This window comes from Mycobacterium sp. B14F4 (assembly GCF_039871645.1).
In the GTDB taxonomy this organism is placed as follows: domain Bacteria; phylum Actinomycetota; class Actinomycetes; order Mycobacteriales; family Mycobacteriaceae; genus Mycobacterium.
In genome coordinates this window covers 578,657-594,889 of the sequence record NZ_JBDPMF010000001.1, presented here as the reverse complement: position 1 = coordinate 594,889, position 16,233 = coordinate 578,657, and the positions used below count along the sequence as shown (strand labels likewise).

Genomic DNA, 16,233 nt, shown 5'->3' with positions numbered 1-16,233 from the left:
GTTCTACAACGTGGCGCCGAATCAACGCCGCACCCGTGGGCGGGGTTGGCATTTCGGGCAGTAGAAGGACGAGCGGTTCATGAACTTATCCCGACGCATCACGGCGCCGCAGCGCCGGCACGGCTCGCCCTCGCGGCCGTAGGCGTCCAGCGACCGGTCGAAGTAGCCCGACTCGCCGTTGACGTTGACGTACAACGAGTCGAACGACGTACCGCCCTGCCCTAGCGCCTCGGTCATCACCTCGGCGGCGGCGTCGAGCAGTTCACCGAGCACCTTGCGGCTCAGCGACGACGCGAGCCGAGCGCCGTTGACACGCGCCCGCCACAGCGCCTCGTCGGCGTAGATGTTGCCGATTCCCGACACCACGGTCTGGTCCAGCAGCTGCCGCTTGATCTCGGAGTGCTTGCGCCGCAACACCGTTACCACACCGTCGCGGTTGAACAACGGATCGAGCGGGTCACGTGCCAGGTGCGCGACGGGCACCGGCACCTCGCTGCCGTCGACGGTGACCACGTCGGCGAGCATCCACCCGCCGAACGTGCGCTGGTCGACGAAACTGAGCGCGGTGCCGTCGTCGAGCAACGCCGCGATGCGCAGGTGGTCCTGCTTCGGGAGTTCGCCCAGCAGCATCTGCCCGCTCATGCCGAGGTGCACCACCAGCGCCGAGCCGTCGTCCAGTGTCAGCCACAGATACTTTCCGCGACGGCCGGTACCGACGATGCGTGAGTCCAACAGCCGCGCGGTCAGGTCGGCGGGGCCGGCCTCGTGCCTGCGCACCGCGCGCGGATGGTGCACACGCACCGCGGTGATCGTCTTGTCGACGACATGCGCGTCCAGTCCCCGGCGGACGACCTCGACCTCGGGAAGCTCAGGCATCTACCTCGGCGCCGGCCAGCGTGTTCCATGCCGCGGCGGCCGCCTTGAGTTCGGCTTCCTTCTTGGTGCGGCCCACACCGCGGCCGTATTCGATGTCGGTGACGATGACCGTCGCAGTGAACTCCTTGTCGTGGTCCGGGCCAGTGGAGGTCACCACGTACAACGGCGCGCCCATCCCGCGCGACGCGGTCAACTCCTGCAGGCTGCTCTTCCAGTCCAGTCCGGCGCCGAGGGTCGGCGCGGTGTCGAGCAGCTTACTGAACAGCCGCAGGATCACCTCTCGCACGACGGTGATGCCGTGCTCCAAATAGATTGCGCCCAAGAGAGATTCGACGCCGTCGGCGAGGATGCTGGCTTTGTCCGCGCCGCCGGAGTTCTCCTCGCCCTTGCCCAGCAACAGGTGCGCCCCGAGTCCGCCGTCGGACAGCTCGCGACCGACGTCGGCGAGCGCCTGGGTGTTGACGATGCTCGCGCGGAGCTTGGCCAGGTCACCCTCGGACCGGTCGGGGTGACGATGGTAGAGCTCCTCGGTGATGGTCAGCCCGAGCACGGCGTCGCCGAGGAACTCCAGCCGCTCGTTGGTGGGCAGCCCGCCGTTCTCGTAGGAGTAGCTGCGGTGCGTCAACGCGATCGTGAGCATGTCGTCGGATAGATGCACGCCCAGCGCCGCCCGCAGCGACGCGCGGTCACTCACGCGCGTCCTCGTCCGACATGGTCGCCAGCTTGGCCCACCTTGGGTCGATCTGTTCGTGGTGGTGGCCCGGTTCGGCGGTGGCCATCGCGACCCCGCACTGCGGGCACAGGCCGGCACAGTCCGGGACGCACAGCGGGACGAACGGCAGTGCCAGCCCGACGGCGTCGATGATCGGCTGTTCGAGGTTGACGGTGTCGGCTCCCTTTACCTGGCTGACGCGGCCGACCTCGTCGGCATCCGTCGTCTCGTCGGTCGCACTGTCGGGGTAGGCGAACAGCTCCGTCAGCTCGATCTCGACGTCCCCGGTGACGGGGGTCAGGCAGCGCGCGCACTCCCCGGACGTCGGCGCCGACGCCGTGCCGGTGACCAGCACCCCCTCCGACACCGACTCGAGCCGCAGGTCCAGCTTCAGCGGCGCGCCCTCATCGATGCCGATCAGGTCGAGCCCGATCCGCGACGGGCTGGGCACCGTCTCCGACACGGTAATCATCGAGCCCGGCCGCCGGCCGAGCCGGGCGATGTTGATCACGAGCGGCGATTGTGAGGCGCGGTGGGCCGCCGCGTTCGCATGCGTCGCCATAGATGCCAATCCTACGGCGACGGTCGAGCCAGCTAGCGCGCCGCGTAGTCGTGTGTGCCCGCGGCGGTGCGCAGCTGGTGGCGGCCGCGGCCCACCGACCGCAGCGTGCCGTTGAGGAAGTCCTCGAACTCGGCGAGCTTGCTGTCGACGTAGATGTCGCATTCGCCGCGCAGGCGGTCGGCCTCGGCGTGCGCCGAGTCGATCAGACGGGTGGCCTCGGCAGTAGCGGTCTGCACGATCTCGGTCTGCGACACCAGTCGCTGCTGTTCCTTGATGCCTTCCTGGACGGCCTTCTCGTAGGCGAGGTTGCCGCTCTCGATGAGCCGGTCGGCCTCGGTTTTGGCCCGCCCCGTGCTGGCCTCGTACTCGCGCTTGGCGGTGGCGGCGATCCGGCCGGCCTCCTCGCGGGCTTCGCCGACCATCCGCTCACTGTGCTGGCGCGCCTCGGCGACCATGCGGTCGGCCTGGGCCTTGGCATCGGCCAGCAGCCGGTCGGCTTCGGCGCGCGCGTGGTTGAGCAGCGAATCCGCCTCGGCCGTCGCCGTCGACACCATCGAGTCGGAGTGCTCCTTGGCCTCCCGGAGCAACCCGTCGCGGGCATCGAGCACATCCTGGGCGTCGTCGAGCTCCCCGGGAATCGCGTCCTTGATGTCGTCGACCAGCTCGAGGACATCACCGCGAGGCACCACGCAGCCTGCCGTCATCGGCACGCCGCGGGCTTCTTCCACAATCGCGCTCAGTTCGTCGAGCGCCTCAAAAACTCGATACACGGCAACACCCTCCAGGCGTAGTTGACAGTTACCAGTGTGCCTGGTGTTGCGGCTGTGACTCCGCTTTCGCGCGCCGGTGTGTCGCGTGTTCGCGTTCTTGCTGTGTCACCGCTTCCCCAGGTGCGCAACTCCCGTCTGAATTGCTCCGCGCACATTATGTCAGGCAGCCAGGGGCCACGAGCCCGGTGCAGACGGGAGCTACTTGAGCGCCGCGCCGATCAGGTCGCGGGCCCGGTCGAGCATCGACGCGAACGGCCCGACCGCGAAGTTCAGCTTCGCGGACTCGACTCCGGGATGCGGACGCGTGGGTGCGATCGCCTCGGCCGCCTGCACCGCCTTGGCCATCCGCCCGAGGTCGTCGGATTCGAGCTTGGCCTGCAGCTTGCTGAACTCGTCGAGTTCCTCGGCGTCGGCGTGCTGGATCACCGCGTCGCGGAACGTGGTCAGCTCGTCGATGAACTCCTTGGAGCCGACGTCCATGTCCTCCAGCTTGGACAGCTGCTCCTTGGCTTCGTGCTCCTCCTTCAGGCGCGCGTCGACGATCGCGTCGCCCTCGCCGAGCTCGTGGCGGGCGCGGGGATGCACCACCATCTCCTCGGCGGTCTCGTGCACCGCGAGCAGCTGGCGCAGATTGACGAATGCCTTCTCGCGGGCCTCGTCGCTCGATGCGGACAGCACTTCCTCGAACAGGTCCTTGATCAGATTGTGCTGGTCCTTCAGGAATCGGACCACGTCGTCGGTCGACTGGACGAACGTTTCGACCATGGCAGAAACCTCCTGCGAAATCGGGTTTGGTGGAGGCGCGGATGGGCTGTGCGCCACCCACCACCTACCCGGCACGCGGGTAAATTAACCCTGCCGCAGCTTGTCCTTCAGTCGCTCGTTGACGGCGACGGGCAGGAGTCCGGAGACGTCACCACCCAGGGTCGCCACCTCCTTGGCCAGCGACGAGGACACGAACGAGTAGTGCGGCATGGTCGCCACGAAGAAGGTATCGACGCCGGCGATGTGCTTGTTCATCTGCGCCATCTGAAGTTCGTATTCGAAATCGGTGCCGGTGCGCAGACCCTTGACGATCGCCGTCAGGCCGCGGGCCTTGACGAAGTCGACGACCAGACCGTGACCGGTCTCCACCCGCAGGTTCGGCAGATGAGTGGTCGACTCCTCGATCATCGCGATGCGCTCGTCGGCAGCGAACATGCCCTTTTTGTTGGGGTTCACCAGCACGGCGACGACCACCTCGTCGAACTGCGCGGCTGCGCGCTCGAAGACGTCGATGTGGCCGAGAGTCACCGGGTCGAAGGAGCCCGGGCATACCGCGCCGCTCATGGGCGATGACGGTATCAGTGCTGCCCAGTTGCTTCGGCCAGCTCCAGCCGGGTGTCGCCGTAGGTGCGCGACGGCCACGCCCGCCAGCCCGGTGGCCAGTCCACCGGCGGGCCGGACGCAGCGCGCTCGAGGGCGACCACGGTGCCCTCGGCGGTCCACCCTCCGCCGAGCAGCGCTGTGAGGACCGAGCCGATCTCGGAAGCGCCGACCTCGTAGGGCGGGTCGGCGAACACGACATCCACGGGACGGCGGGTGCCCGAGGCCAGCACCGCGGCCACGGCGCCGCGGCGCACCGTCGCCCCCGTCGCTCCCAGCGTGGCGATGTTGTCGGCGATGACGCCCGCCGCGCGAGCGTCGGACTCCACGAACACCGCCGACTCCGCTCCCCTTGACAACGCCTCGAGTCCCAGCGCTCCCGAACCCGCGTACAGGTCGAGCACCGCGAGTCCCTCGAAGTCGATGCGCGCGGCGAGCACGTTGAACAGCGACTCGCGGACCCGATCGGTGGTCGGGCGGGTCCCCCGCCCGGAACGGCTCTGCGGCACCGCGATTCGTCGACCACCGAAGGTGCCGGCGACGATGCGGGTCAGCTGACCACCACCAGCAGGTCGCCGCCTTCGACCTGGGCCGTCTCCGACACCGCGACCCTGCTGACCTTCCCGGCCTTGGGCGCGGTGATCGCGGCCTCCATCTTCATCGCCTCGATGGTGGCGATGGTCTGCCCCGCCTCCACCGCGTCGTCGACGCCGACGCTGACGGTCACCACACCCGCGAACGGGGCGGCGACGTGGTCGGGGTTGGCCCGGTCCGCCTTCTCGGCGGTCGGGATGTCGCTGGCGATGCTGCGGTCGCGCACCACCACCGGCCGCAGCTGCCCGTTGAGGATGCACATCACCGTGCGCATGCCGCGCTCGTCGGGGTCGGAGATGGCCTCCAGGCCGATGAGCAACTCGACGCCGCGCTCCAACTGCACGGTGTGTTCCTCGCCGCTGCGCAGCCCGTAGAAGAACTGGTTGGCCGACAGGCTGGAGGTGTCACCGTACAGATCGCGGTGCGCTTCGAATTCCTTTGTCGGACCGGGGAACAGCAGACGGTTCAGCGCGGCCTGGCGGTCGGGACCCTTCTGCGCCAGCACCGCCTCGTCCTCGGCGCTGAGTTCCTGCTGGGGCTTGGCGGGGGCGCGACCGGCCAGCGCCTTGGTGCGCAGCGGCTCCGGCCAGCCGCCCGGCGGATCTCCGAGTTCCCCGCGCAGGAAGCCGATCACCGAGTCGGGAATGTCGAATCGCGACGGGTCGGCGGCGAATTCGTCGGCACTGATGCCGGCGCCGACCAGCGCGAGCGCGAGGTCGCCGACCACCTTCGACGACGGCGTCACCTTCACCAGCCTGCCCAGCACCCGGTCCGCCCCGGCGTAGCTGCTCTCGATCTCCTCGAAGCGGTCGCCGAGGCCCAACGCGATGGCCTGCTGGCGCAGGTTCGACAGCTGCCCGCCGGGAATTTCGTGGTGGTACACGCGGCCCGTGGGAGCCGGCGGACCAGACGCCACAACATCGAAGGGCGCGTACACCTTTCGCAGCGCCTCCCAGTACGGCTCCAGGTCGCACACGGCCGACAGCGACAACCCGGTGTCGTATTCGGTGTGGGCGGTGGCCGCGACGATCGAGCTCAGCGCGGGCTGGCTGGTGGTGCCCGCCAACGGCGCCGCGGCGCCGTCGACCGCGCTGGCACCGGCCTGCCAGGCGGCCAGGTACGTCGCGAGCTGTCCACCGGGGGTGTCGTGGGTGTGCACGTGTACCGGCAGGTCGAAACGGCTGCGCAGGGCAGTGATCAACGCGTGCGCGGCCTGCGGGCGCAGCAGACCGGCCATGTCCTTGACGGCCAGCACGTGCGCGCCGGCGTCGACGATCTGCTCGGCCAGTTTGAGGTAGTAGTCGAGGGTGTAGAGGTTCTCGCCGGGGTCGGACAGGTCGCCTGTGTAGCTCATCGCGACTTCGGCGATGGCCGTTGACGTTTCGCGCACCGTGTCGATCGCGGGCCGCATCGATTCGACGTTGTTGAGCGCGTCGAAGATGCGGTAGATGTCGATGCCGGTGGCGGTGGCCTCCTGAACGAAGGCCTGCGTGACGGTCTCCGGGTACGGCGTGTAGCCGACGGTGTTGCGGCCCCGCAGCAGCATCTGCAGGCAGATGTTGGGCACCGCCTCGCGCAACGCGGCCAGCCGTTCCCACGGGTCTTCCTTCAGGAAGCGGAGTGCCACATCGTAAGTCGCACCGCCCCAGCATTCGATGGACAGCAGCTGTGGCGTCATCCGCGCGATGTAGGGCGCCACCATCAGCAGGCCGGTGGTGCGCACCCGGGTGGCGAGCAGGGACTGGTGGGCGTCGCGGAACGTGGTGTCGGTGACGCCAATGGACCTGCCGTCGCGCAGCCAGCGTGCGAACCCCTCGGGCCCCAGCTCGGCCAGCCGCTGCTTGCTGCCCGGCGGCGGCGCGGCCTCGAGGTCGATCTGCGGCAGCTTGTCCTGCGGGTACACCGATGCCGAGCGCGGTCCGTGCGGCTGGTTGACCGTGACGTCGGCAAGGTAGTTGAGGATCTTCGTGCCGCGGTCGGCGGGGGTGCGGGCGGTCAGGAGGTAGGGCCGCTGGTCGATGAACGACGTGTTGATCCGCCCGGCTCGGAAGTCGGGATCGTTGACCACCGCCTGCAAGAACGGGATGTTCGTCGACACGCCCCGGATGCGGAACTCCGCCAGCGCACGGCGTGCCCTGGCCACCGCGGCGCCGAAGTCCCGGCCGCGACACGTCAGTTTGACCAGCATGGAGTCGAAATGCGCGCTGATCTCCGCGCCGAGGTGTGAGCCGCCGTCCAACCGGATGCCCGCACCGCCCGGCGTGCGGTAGCCGGTGATCCGGCCGGTGTCGGGCCGGAACCCGTTGGCCGGGTCCTCGGTGGTGATCCGGCATTGCAGTGCGGCCCCGTGCAGGGTCAAGGTGTCCTGGCTCAGCCCGAGGCTTTCCAACGTCTCGCCGTCGGCGATGCGCAGCTGCGAGGACACCAGGTCGACGTCGGTGATCTCCTCGGTGACGGTGTGCTCGACCTGGATGCGCGGGTTGCACTCGATGAAGACGTAGTTGCCGCGCTCGTCGAGCAGGAACTCGACGGTGCCCGCGTACGTGTAGTCGATCTGGCGGGCGAAGGCGACCGCGTCGGCGCAGATCCGTTGCCGCAGTTCCTCGGTCAGGTTCGGCGCAGGCGCCAACTCGATGACCTTCTGGTGGCGACGCTGCACGCTGCAGTCGCGTTCGAACAGATGCATCACGTTGCCGCGGGTGTCGGCGAGGATCTGCACCTCGATGTGGCGCGGGTTGACGACGGCTTGCTCGAGGTAGAGCGTCGCATCGCCGAACGCCGACTCGGCCTCGCGCGACGCGGCCTCGATCGCCTCGGGCAGCGCGCCGATCTCGGCGACCCGCCGCATTCCGCGCCCGCCGCCGCCCGAGACGGCCTTCACGAACAGCGGGAACTCCATGTTCTCGGCGGCGGACATCAGGGTGTCGGCCGACGCCGACGGCGCCGAGGAGGTCAGCACCGGCAAGCCCGCTGCGCGGGCCGCCTCGATCGCCCTGGCCTTGTTGCCTGTCAGCTCTAGCACCGTCGAGCTGGGGCCGACGAAGGTGATCCCGGCCTCGGCGCAGGCCGCGGCCAGGGCGGGGTTCTCCGACAGGAAGCCGTAACCGGGGTACACCGCGTCGGCGCCGGCGTGCTGGGCGATGCGGATGATCTCCTCGACCGACAAATATGCCCGCACCGGATGGCCGGTCTCACCGATCTGGTAGGACTCGTCGGCCTTGAGCCGATGGAGCGAGTTGCGGTCCTCGTAGGCGTAGACCGCGACGGTGTCGATGCCCATCTCGTAGGCGGCGCGAAATGCGCGGATCGCGATCTCGCCGCGGTTGGCGACCAGAACTTTAGAAATCACGGGCGATCACGCACGTACTGTATCGCCCGCCTGGTCGGCCGACCCTAGACGAGCGTCGACCAGTAGTTCCAGAACCGGACGAGGATCAACAGCAGCACGGCGGTGAACCAGAGCGCCACCAGCGACCACCGCCAGGCGTACAGCAGCCGGGCGACCGTGCCGCCGCGCTGGGGCTGCAGGGCGATCGTCGTCGTGACCACGAGCAGCGGGATCGTCACGGCCCAAACGACCATGCAGTAGGGGCACAACGCGCCGATGTCGTAGAGGCTCTGGTAGATCAGCCAGTGCACGAACGCGGAGCCGAGCAGGGTGCCGACGGCCAGGCCGCCCCAGTACCACCGCGGCAGGTCCACCCGCGCGAGCGCGAGCACACCGGTCACCAGCACGACCGTGAAGGCGACGATGCCGATCAGCGCGTTCGGGAACCCGAAGACCGACGCCTGCGGGGTGACCATCACCGACCCGCAGGACAGCACCGGGTTGATGCTGCAGGTCGGGACGTAGTCGGGATTGATCAACAGTTCGATCTTCTCGACGGTCAGCATCCCCGCCGCGGCCAGCCCCAGCACCCCGGCGATCAGCACCCACACCGCGCTCGGGCGTCCGACGGCCAAGCCCGTCGGCTCGTGGGCCGCGGGCTCGGTCGGCTGGACGGCCCCGGGCGCGGCGACCGTCATGGCGCGGGTGCCGCCGGCGGCGGGGTCGGATCCGGGTTGGCCGGCGGGGCACCGGCGTCCAGCGCGGGCACCTGGCCGACGATCTCCTCGATCTTGGCGATCAGCGCGTCAGGGGTGGAGGGGCGGTAGTCCTCGCCGTTGATGCGGATGGTCGGCGTCGAGTTCACCTCGGTGGCCTTGGCCAGGCCCTTGGCCATGTCCTCGTAGCGACCGCCGTTGATGCACGCGGGGACCTCCCCGGTCACGCCAGCCTGGCGGGCGACCTCGATGAGCCGGGCGTTGTCCGGGAACGGGCCGACGCCCTCCGCAGGCTGCTGGGCGTACAGCGCGGCGTGGAAGCGCCGGAACGCGTCCTTGTCCGCATCGGCCACGCAGTAGGCGGCGTTCGACGAGCGCGTCGAGTAGCCGTCGCCCTGGCGGTCGAGGATGGAGACCATGTAATAGTCGGCGGCCACGGCGCCGCTGTCGATGAGCTTGTTGATCGTCGGACCGAACTGCTTCTCGAAGTTGCCGCACGCGGGGCACAGGAAGTCCTCGTAGAGCGACAGCACCGCCTTGGGCTCGGAGCTGCCCTCCTGGGTGATGAGGTTGCTCGACGTCACCCGGATCGACTTCGCCTCACCCTCGGCGGGCTTGTCCTCCTTGGTCATCAGGATGTAGCCGACCAGAGCGACGGCGAAGATCACGACGACCGCGGTCAACCCGATGCGGATCGCCAGATTGCGCTTGCGGTCGGCGGCGTTGAGGTCGTAGCGCGGGGTCTTCTTCGGTTTCGTGGCCACGGGTAAAGCGTACCGGCGGCGCCCTGACCCGTTACGAACCGGCGGTGAGATGGGCGCGCAGCGCGGAGATCACATCGGCCATCGCGGTGGTGCTGTCACCGCCGCACGGGAAGAAGTTCGCGAATCCGTGGATCAGTGAGCCGAACTCGCGGTGGTCGACCGACACCCCGGCCGCCCGCATGGCGTCGGCATACTGCCTGCCCTCATCGCGCAGCGGGTCGAAGCCGGCAGTGATCACCAGGGCCGGCGCCAGGCCGGACAGGTCGTCGGCCAACAGCGGTGACACCCGCGGGTTGTCGGCGCCGATCCCGCCACTGAGGTACCTGACACGGAACCAGTCCAGGTCGTCGCGGGTCAGGAAGTACCCGTGGGCGAAGAGCGTCTGCGACCGCGTCTCGTCGCGATAGTTCGTGACCGGGTAGAGCAGAAACTGCAGAGCCGGCCGGGGGCCGTCACCGCGGGCCCGGTGCGCGACGAGCGTCGCCTGGTTGCCGCCCGCGCTGTCACCGCCCACCGCGACCCGATCGGGGTCGGCCCCCAGTTCGGCGGCGTGGTCGTGCGCCCACCTGAAGGCGGCGTAGGCGTCGTCGGTGCCCGCGGGCGCCGGGTGCTCGGGGGCCAGGCGGTAGTCGACCGACAGCACGTGCATGCCGCCGCGTTTGCAGATCTCTCGACACAGGTCGTCGTGGGTGTCGATGCTGCCGATGACCTGGCCGCCGCCGTGGTAGAAGACCAACAGCGGGCCGTGGCCTTCGACCGGCCGGTAGTGGCGGGCGCGGATGGCGCCGGCCGGTCCGGGTATCGACAGGTTGCTCACGGCGGCCACCGGGATGTGCTTCCGGAAGCCGGCGGCCAGCGCCTCCAGCTGACCTCGGGCCGTTGCGACGTCGTCGGAGTTGACCAGGCCGCTGATCCCGGCCATCCGTTGCCCCGTGAGCATGAGGTGCAGCGTGGTATCGAGCGTGTTGCCGTCGATGGTGACCGAGCGGCCGCCGAGCAGGAGCCGTTTGACCCCGCGAGGGATGTAGGGCAGCGCGCGCAGTGTGACGCCCGCGGCGGCGTTGACGACCGCTTCCTTGCGGGTCGGACTCCACGTGACTTGTGCTGGCAGACTTTGGGTCATGGCATCTCCCTCGATCACGCTCAATGACGGTAATTCCATACCCCAGGTGGGGCTCGGCGTTTGGCAGACGCCGCAGGAAGAGACCGAACGCGCAGTGGCGACCGCTCTGGATGCCGGTTACCGACACATCGACACGGCCGCAGCGTACGGGAACGAGCGCGAGGTCGGCGCCGCGTTGAGAAACGCTGCCAAGTCCGGCCTCGCCCGCGACGACGTCTACATCACCACCAAGCTGTGGAACGCCGACCAGGGCTACGACAGCACGCTTGCGGCGTTCGACAAGAGCTTGCAGCGGCTCGGCCTGGATCAGCTCGACCTCTACCTCATCCACTGGCCGATGCCGGCGGCCGGCAAGTTCGTCGAGACGTTCAAGGCGTTCGGGCATCTGCGCGACCAGGGCCGCATCCGCTCGATCGGCGTGAGCAACTTCGAGCCCGAGCACCTGCGGATGGTCGTCGACACCACCGGGATCGTCCCGGCGGTCAACCAGATCGAGCTGCACCCGCTCCTGCAGCAGGAGGAGCTGCGCGAGGTGCACGCCCAGCTCGGCATCGCCACCGAGGCGTGGAGCCCGTTGGGTCAGGGCTCGTTGCTCTCCAACGACACGGTGACGTCAGTTGCCGATGCCCACGGCAAAACGCCAGCACAGGTGTTGATTAGGTGGCATATCCAGCTCGGCAATATAGTCATCCCGAAGTCGGTGACCCCCGAAAGAATTGTGAGCAACTTCGACGTGTTCGATTTCGAACTGAGCGAGCAGGACATGGCGTCCATCTCGTCGCTCGGTGACGGCACGCGGATGGGTCCCGATCCCCGAACATTCGAATTCACAGGGTAGGTGACATGACCTCCGCGGCTGCGATTCCCACGGTGACGCTCAACGACGACAACACAATCCCGGCGCTCGGGCTCGGCGTCGGTGAGCTGTCGGACGCCGAGACCGAAGAGGCGGTATCGGCCGCGTTGGTCGCCGGCTACCGGCTCATCGACACCGCCGCCGCGTACGGCAACGAAGAGGCAGTGGGCCGAGCCATCAAGTCGTCCGGTGTCGCGCGCGACGAGATCTTCGTCACCACCAAGCTGGCCACCCCGGATCTGGGTTTCCAGTCGTCGCAGGATGCGCTCAAGGCGAGCTTGCAGCGGCTCGGCCTGGATTACGTCGACCTCTACCTGATCCACTGGCCCGCCGGTGAGCAGGGCGCGTACGTCGACAGCTGGGGCGGGCTGATGAAGCGCAAGGAGGTCGGCGACACCAAGTCGATCGGCGTGTGCAATTTTCACGCCGAACACCTCTCGGACATCATCGACCTGTCGTACTTCACCCCGGCGATCAATCAGATCGAGCTGCACCCCTTGCTCAACCAGGCCGAGTTGCGGGAGGTCAACGCCGGCTACGGCATCGTCACCGAAGCGTACGGCCCGCTCGGTGTGGGCCGCTTGCTGGACAACTCGACCGTCGTGTCGGTGGCCGAGGCGCACGGCAGGACGCCGGCGCAGGTGCTGATTCGCTGGAGCCTGCAGCTGGGCAACGTCGTGATCCCCCGGTCGAAGTCGCCGGAGCGGATTAAGTCGAACCTCGAGGTGTTCGACTTCGAGCTCGGCGACGACGAGATGGCCTCGCTCAATGCGCTCGACGAGGGCACGCGGTTCCGCCCCGACCCGGAAACCTACACGGGCACATAGCCTTTCAAGTCGCATCCCGTTAGACCGCGATTCACATGGCGTCAACACCCCTTCGCCGATTCGCGGCGTTATCCCCAATGGCGAATTGATCCACAGGCTCCGTTTTCCGGCCGGGTTGACTGCGTCGTGGGTCAGCGGAGTGGCATAGCTTCGCTCGTATGTTCGAAGATTTGGTCGACGCGGCTGGTGGCGCTTCTGATGCCGCGGCGGTGGCGGCGTGGGCGCGTATCGAGAACGCCGCGTGTGCGCGGCGACTCTCGGCGGCCGCCGATGTGCTCGATCGCCACTACGCCGCCGACGGGTCGGCCGAACGTGATCAGTGGATCGAGGACAACTGGTGGGCGGTGGCCGCCGAGATCGCCCCGGCCCAGAACGTGTCACCGGGCATGGCCGCGGCCCAGCTGGGCGTCGCGGTCGCGTTGCGCGATCGCCTACCCCGGGTCAACACGGTGTTTGTGACCGGTGCGTTGACCTACCGTATGGTCGCCGCGATCGTCTCACGCACCTGGCTGATCGAGGACCCGCAGCTGCTGGCCCAAGTCGATGCCGCGATCGCCGCCGACGTCGCCGGCTGGACCACGCTGTCTGTGGAGCGTCTGCGCACCGAGGTCGACTACTGGGTCGACCACTTCGACCCGGCCGCGTTGCGCCGCAGTGAAGCCCGCTCGCGAGACCGCTGCCTGGATGTCAAAGACCCCCGGGACGGTTCCGGGGTGGCCCACCTCGAGGGCACCCTCTACAGCCACGACGCCGACCTGATCGACACCCGCCTCGAAGCGATGGCGGCCACGGTGTGCCCCAACGATCCCCGCACCCTGGATCAGCGTCGCTCTGATGCCATGACCGCGGTGTTCCACGGCGCCCACACCCTGGCTTGCGCGTGCGGGTCGAAGGACTGCCCGGCCGCGGGCACGGCCCCCACCGCGGTGGTGGTGCATGTCGTGGCCACCGAGAACACCGTCGCTGAGGCGACCCCGGCTCGACTCGACGGCCCCCACCCGCCCGCCAACGACGACCCCACCCACACAGGCGACACCCCCTGTGACGCTTCGCATACCGCGCCTGTCACCGGGCCGTCGGCAGCCGGGCCGGGTTATGTCTTCGGTAACCGCGCGGTCCTGCCGGCGCCGGTCGTGGCCGCCACGTTGGCCGGTGCGAAACGCCGACCGGTCATCCACCCCGGCGATGCGCCTCCGGAAAGGCGGCGGATTCCCTCGGCGCTGCTGGCGTGGTTCATCCGCTGCCGCGATCTGACGTGCCGCTTCCCGGGGTGTAGTAAGCCGGCCACCCGTTGCGATATCGATCACACGATTCCCTATCCGCGCGGAGCCACCCAAGCCTCCAACCTCAAATGCCTGTGCCGAGCACATCATTTGTTCAAAACGTTCTGGGGCTGGCGCGACCAACAACACCCCGACGGGACCGTGGACTGGATCTCCCCGCAAGGTCAGCGATACACCACCCATCCCGGTAGCCGGCTGCTGTTTCCCACGCTGTGCCGCCCCACCGCGCCCGCGGTCGTCGACCACACCGTCGACCTGCTCGACGACGCCGTGCGCTGCCTGAAGATGCCACGCCGCAAACAAACCCGCGCCCAGAACCGCGCCCACGCCATCGCCGACGAACGCCGACGCAACCAGCCCCACGCCGACGAACGTCACAGACCCCCACCTTTCTAGACCGGCCCGCGAGCCGCCCGATCTCGGCCGACGGACTCAGCTACCCGTACGATGGAGAACGAGGGTTCTCGGGCGAGGAGGCGCCATGGTTGACGGAGCGGACAAAAGCCGCGTACTCGCTGCCGCGACTGAGCTGTTCAACGAGCGCGGCGTGCAGGCCGTGGGAATGGATGCGATCCGCGATGCGGCGGCCATCCCGTTGAAGCGGCTCTACGCCTTCTATCCATCGAAGGCCGATCTGGTGTCCGCGGTGCTCAAGCAGCGTGACCGCGATGTGCGTCGGGCGATGGCCGATTTCGTCGAGAGCCGGGCAGACGAGCCCCACGAGCGGATCCTCGCGGTGTTCGACTACCTCGCGCAGTGGTTCGCCGAGCCGGATTTCCGCGGTTGCATGTTCATCAACTCCGTCGGCGAGCTGGGCGGCACCTCAGCCGATGTCCGGCGCATCGCCCGCCGCCACAAGGTTGCGCTGCGCGACTACCTCGCCGACCTGGCAGCAGCGGCGAGATTGCCGGCAGAACTCGCCGATCAACTCGCGATCCTGGCCAACGGGGCGATGGTCGCAGCGACGATCTACGGCGACGGCGCCGAGGCGGCGGCCGCGGCGCGCTCGGCCGCCTCGGTGATCCTCGCCGCCGCCTGACACTTGCGCGTAGAACGATCGTTCTCTACGCTGACCCCTACGCGTAGAACGATCGTTCTCGACGATTCCCAGGAGCACGACATGACGAATTTCGACACTCGGTTCAGGACCGCGACAGTCAACGGTTGGGAGGTGTTCTACCGCGAGGCCGGCGACCGGGCCAACCCGACACTGGTTCTGCTCCATGGTTTTCCAAGCAGCTCGCATATGTACCGCAACCTCATGGCCGAGCTGTCGGACTCCTACCACCTCATCGCGCCCGACTACCCCGGCTTCGGTAACTCCGCCGCACCTGCGCTCGACGAGTTCGAGTACAGCTTCGAGGCGCTCACCGACATCGTGACGGGGTTGCTCGACCACCTGGGCGTCGATCGGTTCGCGCTCTACATCCAGGACTACGGCGCACCGATCGGGCTGCGCATCGCCGGTCGGGCGCCCGAACGGGTGACCGCTCTGATCACCCAGAACGGCAACGCGTATGTCGAAGGCTTCACGCCCTTCTGGGACGTGCTGTTCGCCCACGCGAAGGACCGCGGTGCCAATGCCGACAGCGTGCGGGAACTGCTGCAGCCGAAAGCGACTCAGTGGCAGTACACGCACGGTGTTCCGGCGGACCGCCTGGACCGTATCGCGCCGGAGGCATGGCAGTTGGACCAGGCGGGACTCGACCGACCCGGCAACGACGAAATCCAGTTGCAGCTGTTCTGGGATTACCAGTTCAACCTCGACGCATACCCGGCTTTCCAGCAGTACTTCCGGGAGCATCGGCCTCCGACGCTGGTGGTGTGGGGACGCAACGACGAGATCTTCGGGCCCGCGGGCGCCGAGGCGTTCCGGCGCGATCTGCCCGACGCGCAGATCCACCTGCTCGACGCCGGCCATTTCGCGCTCGAAACCCACGGACCGGAGATCGCCTCGCTGATCCGCACGTTCCTGGGCGCGGTGACGGCGCCATGACCGAGCCACGCCCGCCGTTGCCGCCGTTCACCCCCGAGACAGCGATGCAGAAGGTGCAGGCCGCCGAGGACGCCTGGAACACGCGCAACCCGTACTTGGTGAGCCTGGCGTATACGCCGGACTCGCGATGGCGCAACCGCGACGCGCATATCGTCGGACGCGAACAGATCGTCGCATTCCTCACCGAGAAATGGCAGCGCGAACTCGACTACGTCCTGCGCAAGAGCCTGTGGGGCTTTCGCGAGAACCGCATCGGCGTGCGATTCCAGTACGAGAGCCGCGACGCCTCCGGCCAGTGGTACCGCAGCTACGGCAACGAGTTGTGGGAGTTCAGGCCGCACGGGTTGATGTCACGCCGGGAAGCCAGCATCAACGACGTCCCGATCGATGAGTCGCAACGGCGGTACTTCGGCCCACGACCGAAATCCGAACACGGACAGGAAATCCCGATCTGGTGAGCC

General features: G+C 68.2%; 17 protein-coding genes. 6 read left to right on the top strand and 11 right to left on the bottom strand.

What is annotated here, in order from left to right:
• Window positions 1–21: 21 nt before the first annotated feature.
• From mutM to ABGB19_RS02885, 11 genes are all read right to left on the bottom strand, one after another.
• Entirely contained in the window at window positions 22–876 is an 855-nt protein-coding gene (mutM, locus tag ABGB19_RS02935; protein ID WP_347683795.1) for a DNA-formamidopyrimidine glycosylase, read from the bottom strand.
• Window positions 869–1,570 (bottom strand): ribonuclease III, encoded by a 702-nt coding sequence (gene rnc / locus ABGB19_RS02930; protein ID WP_347683793.1) that lies wholly within the window; start codon window positions 1,568–1,570, stop codon window positions 869–871. The genes mutM and rnc overlap by 8 nt, the downstream gene beginning before the upstream one ends.
• Window positions 1,563–2,150: a DUF177 domain-containing protein gene (locus ABGB19_RS02925; RefSeq protein WP_347683791.1), complete on the bottom strand. Its 588-nt coding sequence runs from the start codon at window positions 2,148–2,150 to the stop codon at window positions 1,563–1,565. The genes rnc and ABGB19_RS02925 overlap by 8 nt, the downstream gene beginning before the upstream one ends.
• 32 nt (window positions 2,151–2,182) lie before the next feature.
• Window positions 2,183–2,920, bottom strand: a complete 738-nt coding sequence (gene sepIVA / locus ABGB19_RS02920; protein WP_347683789.1) for a cell division protein SepIVA — start codon at window positions 2,918–2,920, stop codon at window positions 2,183–2,185.
• 198 nt (window positions 2,921–3,118) lie between these two features.
• On the bottom strand, window positions 3,119–3,685 hold the full coding sequence (locus tag ABGB19_RS02915) for a hemerythrin domain-containing protein (protein ID WP_347683787.1): 567 nt from the start codon (window positions 3,683–3,685) through the stop codon (window positions 3,119–3,121).
• 84 nt (window positions 3,686–3,769) lie between these two features.
• Window positions 3,770–4,249, bottom strand: coding sequence for a pantetheine-phosphate adenylyltransferase (gene coaD / locus ABGB19_RS02910; RefSeq protein ID WP_347683785.1), 480 nt, complete (start codon window positions 4,247–4,249; stop codon window positions 3,770–3,772).
• Between the two features lie 14 nt (window positions 4,250–4,263).
• Window positions 4,264–4,839 carry a 16S rRNA (guanine(966)-N(2))-methyltransferase RsmD gene (gene rsmD, locus ABGB19_RS02905; protein WP_347684694.1) on the bottom strand — a complete coding sequence of 192 codons (576 nt, stop codon included), beginning with the start codon at window positions 4,837–4,839 and terminating at the stop codon, window positions 4,264–4,266.
• Complete coding sequence (locus ABGB19_RS02900; RefSeq protein WP_347683783.1) at window positions 4,836–8,228, bottom strand: pyruvate carboxylase; 3,393 nt, start codon at window positions 8,226–8,228, stop codon at window positions 4,836–4,838. Before ABGB19_RS02900 ends, rsmD begins: the two co-directional genes overlap by 4 nt.
• 44 nt (window positions 8,229–8,272) lie before the next feature.
• On the bottom strand, window positions 8,273–8,905 hold the full coding sequence (locus ABGB19_RS02895; RefSeq protein WP_347683781.1) for a vitamin K epoxide reductase family protein: 633 nt from the start codon (window positions 8,903–8,905) through the stop codon (window positions 8,273–8,275).
• Window positions 8,902–9,687, bottom strand: a complete 786-nt coding sequence (locus ABGB19_RS02890) for a thioredoxin domain-containing protein (RefSeq protein WP_347683779.1) — start codon at window positions 9,685–9,687, stop codon at window positions 8,902–8,904. The genes ABGB19_RS02895 and ABGB19_RS02890 overlap by 4 nt, the downstream gene beginning before the upstream one ends.
• A gap of 31 nt (window positions 9,688–9,718) precedes the next feature.
• Window positions 9,719–10,810, bottom strand: coding sequence for an alpha/beta hydrolase (locus ABGB19_RS02885; RefSeq protein WP_347683777.1), 1,092 nt, complete (start codon window positions 10,808–10,810; stop codon window positions 9,719–9,721).
• Between ABGB19_RS02885 and ABGB19_RS02880 the strand changes: the two genes are divergently transcribed.
• The 6 genes from ABGB19_RS02880 to ABGB19_RS02855 all read left to right on the top strand — a co-directional run bounded on the left by ABGB19_RS02880 (window position 10,809) and on the right by ABGB19_RS02855 (window position 16,230).
• Entirely contained in the window at window positions 10,809–11,648 is an 840-nt protein-coding gene (locus tag ABGB19_RS02880) for an aldo/keto reductase (protein WP_347683771.1), read from the top strand. The two genes, ABGB19_RS02885 and ABGB19_RS02880, sit on opposite strands and share 2 nt — an antisense overlap.
• Window positions 11,649–11,653: 5 nt before the next feature.
• Window positions 11,654–12,493, top strand: a complete 840-nt coding sequence (locus tag ABGB19_RS02875) for an aldo/keto reductase (protein ID WP_347683769.1) — start codon at window positions 11,654–11,656, stop codon at window positions 12,491–12,493.
• Window positions 12,494–12,651: 158 nt separating this feature from the next.
• On the top strand, window positions 12,652–14,172 hold the full coding sequence (locus tag ABGB19_RS02870) for a DUF222 domain-containing protein (RefSeq protein WP_347683767.1): 1,521 nt from the start codon (window positions 12,652–12,654) through the stop codon (window positions 14,170–14,172).
• An 85-nt stretch (window positions 14,173–14,257) separates the two neighbouring features.
• Window positions 14,258–14,815 carry a TetR/AcrR family transcriptional regulator gene (locus tag ABGB19_RS02865; protein WP_347683765.1) on the top strand — a complete coding sequence of 186 codons (558 nt, stop codon included), beginning with the start codon at window positions 14,258–14,260 and terminating at the stop codon, window positions 14,813–14,815.
• 81 nt (window positions 14,816–14,896) lie between these two features.
• Window positions 14,897–15,772: an alpha/beta hydrolase gene (locus ABGB19_RS02860; protein WP_347683763.1), complete on the top strand. Its 876-nt coding sequence runs from the start codon at window positions 14,897–14,899 to the stop codon at window positions 15,770–15,772.
• Entirely contained in the window at window positions 15,769–16,230 is a 462-nt protein-coding gene (locus ABGB19_RS02855; RefSeq protein ID WP_347683761.1) for a nuclear transport factor 2 family protein, read from the top strand. Before ABGB19_RS02860 ends, ABGB19_RS02855 begins: the two co-directional genes overlap by 4 nt.
• The last annotated feature ends 3 nt before the right edge of the window (window positions 16,231–16,233 follow it).